Origin of the sequence: Finegoldia magna (assembly GCF_018371055.1) — a bacterium.
Lineage (GTDB): Bacteria > Bacillota > Clostridia > Tissierellales > Peptoniphilaceae > Finegoldia > Finegoldia magna_I.
The window spans coordinates 1-6,032 of sequence record NZ_JAGYZD010000097.1; the positions used below are offsets into that span (position 1 = coordinate 1).

Consider the following 6,032-nt stretch of genomic DNA (forward strand, 5'->3'; position numbering starts at 1 on the left):
CTACACAAAATAGCAGTTGAAGACCAAAAGACAGTCATCTTCACAAGTCACGACCTATCATTTATGAAAAACATCAACTCCAGATTAATTCTAATAAATGAAGGGAAAATCGTACTGGATAAACCATCAAAACAGTTGTTTGATTCAAAAGACTTACAAAAAGACATCATTGAAATAGAAAACACCAACAGAAATCTACTAGATAATTTGAAGAAAACGAAATACGAATTTACCGACAATTCAATTATACTGTCAGTTTACGATGAAGATGAGAAGGAATTTCTACTGAAAAACTGTGACATAATAAGCATGAGAAAAGAATCTTTAAATGCAGAAGATGTGTACTTCAGGGTGATTTCAAATGTTTAGTAAATTGTTATTGGAATTTAACAGAGATTTCTCAGAAATCAAAAAATACAAATTCAACGTCATATTTGCAAACATCGCAGTGCTTTTGATGGCACTTTTCATCATAGATGGGCTGTTTGTAAAAGAAAAAGAAATCGTGTTTTTGATGATGATATTGTGGTATTATGCTACTTATGCGATTGAATCACCAACGTTTTTGATACAAAACGAAATAACAGACAGAACACTGATATCAATTGTCCAATCAAAAACAGGGATACTATCTGTTGTTTTGTACAGAAATTTAGTGGAATGTTTGATGAATACGATAAAAGTAATAGTGATATTCACACTGATATTTGTATCAGTAGACTTTGATTATTCGAAATTCAACCACATTCCTATAATAATTTTGGTGATGGTTGTGTCTGTATTCATACTTTATCAATTGGGCACTTTCTTATCAAGCTTCACATTATTATATAAAAGACTTGGAAGTTTTGTGGCATTGGCTGAAACATATATGTTGTTTTTCGGAGATATTACCGTAAAAGTCAACAACAAAGCACTTGTACTTATTAATAAAATGATATTCCCATTTAACAACGCTCGTGAAATCTTCACACAATTACAACTGAATAATGTGAGATATGATTTGATAATACAGCTTTTGATACAAGCTGTTGTATTGTCCGTTTTGGTCAAAATTTCATACGACAAAAACATTCAAACAAGCATGAAAAGAGGTAATTTGTATGGGATATAAATACGGAGAATTACGAAAATACATCGACGAAAACAAAAACTATAAAATCGAATATTTCTCAAAGCTAATATCGGATATTATCATGCTTGCGGGCGTTTCTTTTATGCTAAAATCAACGGACAATTGGAACAACGAATCATTCACATATTTTTTGATATGGTATTTGTTGCAAACAGTGTTATTTGAACTCGTTAAATCCATAGAATTTGAAATCAAAAGCGACGGGCTGATTAATATGATTTCATCTAGAACTAGCATTGTAATGATTTATTTCAAAAGAAGCATCGTTTGGTTAGTAAAAGCTGCGATTTTATTTTCGATTGTAATATTTTTATCGGGAAATGGATTGAATGGGATAATACAATTCAAGCCTAATTTAATACTAGCGATAATCTTTTCATTAATTCTAATGTATGGTGTGTTCTTCTTGTTCATGGCACTTACATTAATTTACGAAAGAGTCGCATCATTTACTGGATTTATCACAACAGCGTTTTTGATATTTGGATACAAACTCACAATAACACAAGAAATCAGAAAAATAATTGTGGGAAATCAAGCGGATATGAAGAAAATTGTGTTGAATTTGATACTTTTATATGTTGTGGCGTATCATTTTATGAAAAAAGCAAGAACGAAATTACAGTATAGGGGATTCTAATGAACGAAAAATTTAAAAGATTTATGGTGGTATGGTTTGGGCAATTTGTGTCTATGCTTGGGTCGGGGATTTCATCATTTGGATTATCGTTGTGGATTTTCATGATGACAAAAAGCGCCACGACTTTTGCGATGACATTTTTAGTTCAAATTTTGCCAGGAATTATATTTGCTCCTTTTGCAGGATCGATGGCAGACAGAAAACAACGAAAACATATTATAGTGTTAACCGATTCGCTCGATGCTGTACTTAAAGTTATACTTATGATTTTACTTGCGACGGGAGGTATGAAAGTGTGGATGGTGTATCCATTGACATTCTTGTCGCAAACTTTGGGTACATTTCAAAATCCTGCATTTAATGCGACAATTCCACTTTTGGTTGAGAAGAAGGATATTCCAAGGGCAAATGGTTTTATGCAACTTATCAGGGCGATTCAAAATATGCTTGCTCCGTTGATTGCAGGTGCGTTATTTCCATTTATAGGACTTACGGGATTGTTTGCGATTGATTTTGTAACTTTCTTCGTCGCTATTTTGACGATTTTACCACAAAAAATCGAGCAAGAAATCGAAGAAGTTAAGGAATCTAACTTCACCAAGACAATTGTTAGTGATTTGAAAATAGCTTTTGAAGTGTTGAAACAAAAGCAAGGATTTATTCAAATAATAGTTGTGTTTTCAATATTGAATTTTGTGGCAAACATAGCTATGGTTTTGGTTGGTCCGTTGGTAATGAGTAATTATGACACAAAAATTTACGGGCTTGTGAATTCTGTGTCGGGAATTGCAATGGTGTTAGGTGGAGTAATTTCTGGCGCAATTCCAAGCGAAAAAAACAAAGTAAGATCGATTTTTTTGAGTCTTATAATTTGTTCAATTGGATTGATAGTAATGGGGATAAATTACAGCTGGATTGTTATTGCTGTGGGATTTTTCTTATTTATGATTCCTACTCCTTATGCTAATGGAACTTTCGGTTCACTGATGCAATTGAAAATAGAGACTAAAATGCTTGGAAGAGTTGGTTCATTGGTAGATTGTCTAATGAAGATTATCACACCTATAGCGATTATTTTGGCTGGATTTTTGGCGGATAATGTGTTCAATCCACTTTTATTAAAGGGAGGCAAATTATCTGAAACTTTTATCGGGAAGATAATTGGAGTTGGAAATGGCAGAGGAATTGGACTGTTATTTGTAATTTGTGGAACTATTCTACTTATCATTTGCGTGATGATGCTTTTGAATAAAAACATTAACCAACTTGAAGAACTAAACCCAGATGTAATTAATGATTAGTTTAATGTAATTGGGGTATAAATACTCTGTAAGAAATTTTATAGGGGGTAATATTAATGGCTAAATTAACAGAAACAGTTCAATCTGGAGATTGGAAATCAGAAAAACACGTTCCAGTTATTCATATTGATAAAAAAGACGACGGATTTAAAGTATGCGCAATTGTAGGTGAAGAAATCGAACACCCAAACACTTTCGAACACCATATTGCATGGATTAAAGTATTCTTCCAACCAGAAGGAGAAAAATTCCCAGTAGAAGTAGCTTCTTACCAAGCAGCAGCTCACGGCGAAGGCGAAGTATTCACTAAACCACACGCTCACGCTTACGTAAAATCTACTAAACCAGGTAAAGTATTCGCATTAAGTTATTGCAATATCCATGGTTTATGGGAAAGCGCTGAAGAAGTAAAATAGTTTCATATAATGAGAGCTCTTAGCGGAGCTCTTTTTTTGTGTAAACTTTGATAATACGATTTATTGAGTATTAAATAAATTTTACAAGTTTTTTATATAATTTTTGAATATTTGGGTAATAATATAATAATAAAGATGAGGTGTTAGATGAAGAAATTAAGGTTAAGGGGAATTTTAATAATTGCGTTTCTTATAATGCTTGTGACTTCTAAGGTTTCTCTTGCTGATTCTATAGATTCTATCGATACTAATGCTGTGATAGAAAAGGATGGTTCTATTTCTATTACGCAGGTGTGGAAGGCAAATCCAGATTCTGGTACGGAATTTTTTATTCCTATGCAAAATCTAAATCATATGCAGATTGAGGATTTTACGGTTTCCGATGAAAAGGGTCCGTATGGACGTATGAATCCGTGGAATGTGGATTCGAATTTTAGCGAAAAAGCTAGAAAATACGGGATAAATCAGACGTCAGATGGTATTGAATTATGCTTTGGTAAGACTGAGTTTAAGGATAAGACTTACACGATTCGTTATAAATTTAAAAATGCTGTGACATCTTTTAATGATTATGATGGTTTTAATATAAGATTTGTAAATGATCAGATGGATCCTTCGCCTGATAAGGTTAGTTTGAAGATTAGCCTATATGATGGGAAATTAAACAAGGATAATGCTAAGGTGTGGGGATTTGGTTATGATGGTAATGTCAATTTAGAAAATGGCAAGATTGTTGCCAAAACAAAAAAATTTGATTCATCTAACTATATGAACATTATGTTATCCTTGAATAAGGGAATTATTAGCCCAAATCATACTTCGAACAAGAGCATTGATACTTTGGTTAATAAGGCTTTTGAAGGGTCTGATTATTCGTATGATGATTACAAGAACGGTGGAGTTTACGATAAAGGCGGAACTCCTACAAGCATTATTGATAAAATTTTTGGTGTATTTACTGCTGTAATGGGCGTAATTGGTGTATCTTTAGGAATATTTGCGATAGTTAATCCAAATAGGAACAAGAATATCAAAAATGTCGGCAAAGTTGATAGAAAAAACCCACAATATCACAGGGAGATTCCTTTTGAAAAGAATTTAATGGCAAATTTTTATGCATATAATGGAAAAGAAAATATGGTTGAAAATATTTTGTCTGCAACGCTTTTGGTGTGGCTAAGAGATGGCAATATTGATTTTACAACTTCACATGAAAAGTCAGCCATATTACGCAGAGATATCGAAAAATATAATATACAGATTCTCAAAGAACCTGAGTTCAATAGCGATTACGAACAATTGTTATTTTCAAGTTTACAAGAAGCATCAGGAGATGACGTGACTCTGACTGAAAAAGAATATAAGGATTTTCTGAAGGATGACGAAGAGTTTTTGGAAAATATTATTAAATCTATTGAAAAAGATGGAAATAAGTTTTTATTAGATAATGAATATATTGAAAATTCACGCGGAATGTTCAGAAAATATTCATACACTCAAAAAGGACTTAAGGAGGCAGCGTTAATTCCTGCTTTTGAGAGATTTTTAAAAGATTTTACTCTGATTAATGAGCGTGAACCGTTAGAAGTAGCGTTATGGGATGAGGTTTTAATAGGCGCGACGTTGTTTGGAAAGGGCGAAGAGACTTTGAGACAGTTCAAAAAGTTTTATCCAGATTACACGTTCGGAAGTTTCGATAGAGATATTTACACAAGTTATTGGTATCTAAACCACTTTTCAAATAACACTTACAGTCGTGCAATTGCAAACTCACAATCAAGTGCTGGATATGGTGGTGGAGCATCAATTGGCGGCGGTGGCGGATTCTCAGGCGGCGGATCTGGCGGCGGCGGAAGATAAGTTTTAAGGAGGAAATTATGGTAACACTAGGAATATTGATTGCATTAGTTGTGATAATTGCTGTATATTTTATTGCAACTCAGAGAAGTCTTGTAATGACTAAGGAAAATATCGCTAATGCTTTTTCACAAATCAAAGTAAGCCAACAATCAAGATTTGACGCTTTGACAGAACTTGCAAAGGCGACAAAAAGTTATTCCGAATACGAATATAAAACTTTGATGGAAGTTATATCTAAGAGACAATCATCAAACGATATAAAAGGAATTGAAAATAATGAAGAAATCCTAAGAAATCTGTCTGGAAGAATTAATGCATTAGCAGAAAATTACCCTGATTTAAAGGCTTCAGAAACTTACAAGGAAACAATGCTAAGTATAAATAAATACGAAAACACAGTAAGAACATCAAGAATGGTATTTAATGACACTGTTACTATTTATAACAGAAAAGTTAAACAATTCCCAAGTTCTTTGGTGGCTTTAGCGTTAGGATATAAAGCTGAGGATTATCTGGAAATGGACGATTCCAAATCAGATATGCCTAACTTGGAGTATTAGTTGAAAATTTGCCGGGCACTTATGACCTGAACCCGTAAACACGGAATAATTTAATAATATTTTAAGCGGAATGTAATCTGTACATAACAGGGGACATTCCGTTTAATTTTGTTTTAATTC

At 33.1% G+C, this 6,032-nt stretch carries 6 protein-coding genes and 1 pseudogene; all 7 read left to right on the forward strand.

Annotated features, from left to right (window positions below):
• Positions 1-369: pseudogene (locus tag KHW44_RS05395) on the forward strand (ABC transporter ATP-binding protein); the annotation flags it as partial.
• On the forward strand, positions 362-1,114 hold the full coding sequence (locus tag KHW44_RS05400; RefSeq protein ID WP_154255037.1) for an antibiotic ABC transporter permease: 753 nt from the start codon (positions 362-364) through the stop codon (positions 1,112-1,114). The pseudogene KHW44_RS05395 and the gene KHW44_RS05400, both read left to right, overlap by 8 nt.
• Entirely contained in the window at positions 1,104-1,775 is a 672-nt protein-coding gene (locus KHW44_RS05405) for an antibiotic ABC transporter permease (protein WP_294685440.1), read from the forward strand. Before KHW44_RS05400 ends, KHW44_RS05405 begins: the two co-directional genes overlap by 11 nt.
• Positions 1,775-3,076: an MFS transporter gene (locus KHW44_RS05410; RefSeq protein ID WP_304066892.1), complete on the forward strand. Its 1,302-nt coding sequence runs from the start codon at positions 1,775-1,777 to the stop codon at positions 3,074-3,076. Before KHW44_RS05405 ends, KHW44_RS05410 begins: the two co-directional genes overlap by 1 nt.
• A gap of 56 nt (positions 3,077-3,132) precedes the next feature.
• Complete coding sequence (locus KHW44_RS05415; protein WP_304066895.1) at positions 3,133-3,492, forward strand: desulfoferrodoxin family protein; 360 nt, start codon at positions 3,133-3,135, stop codon at positions 3,490-3,492.
• 147 nt (positions 3,493-3,639) lie between these two features.
• Positions 3,640-5,352 (forward strand): DUF2207 domain-containing protein, encoded by a 1,713-nt coding sequence (locus tag KHW44_RS05420; protein WP_304066898.1) that lies wholly within the window; start codon positions 3,640-3,642, stop codon positions 5,350-5,352.
• A 17-nt stretch (positions 5,353-5,369) separates the two neighbouring features.
• Entirely contained in the window at positions 5,370-5,912 is a 543-nt protein-coding gene (locus tag KHW44_RS05425; protein ID WP_304066901.1) for a LemA family protein, read from the forward strand.
• Positions 5,913-6,032 lie beyond the last annotated feature (120 nt).

Excerpts from the sequence above, each read along its gene's own strand:
- KHW44_RS05400 (WP_154255037.1), top strand. The coding sequence starts at position 362 with ATGTTTAGTAAATTGTTATTGGAATTTAACAGAGATTTCTCAGAAATC.
- KHW44_RS05405 (WP_294685440.1), top strand. The coding sequence starts at position 1,104 with ATGGGATATAAATACGGAGAATTACGAAAATACATCGACGAAAACAAA.
- KHW44_RS05410 (WP_304066892.1), top strand. The coding sequence starts at position 1,775 with ATGAACGAAAAATTTAAAAGATTTATGGTGGTATGGTTTGGGCAATTT.
- KHW44_RS05415 (WP_304066895.1), top strand. The coding sequence starts at position 3,133 with ATGGCTAAATTAACAGAAACAGTTCAATCTGGAGATTGGAAATCAGAA.
- KHW44_RS05420 (WP_304066898.1), top strand. The coding sequence starts at position 3,640 with ATGAAGAAATTAAGGTTAAGGGGAATTTTAATAATTGCGTTTCTTATA.
- KHW44_RS05425 (WP_304066901.1), top strand. The coding sequence starts at position 5,370 with ATGGTAACACTAGGAATATTGATTGCATTAGTTGTGATAATTGCTGTA.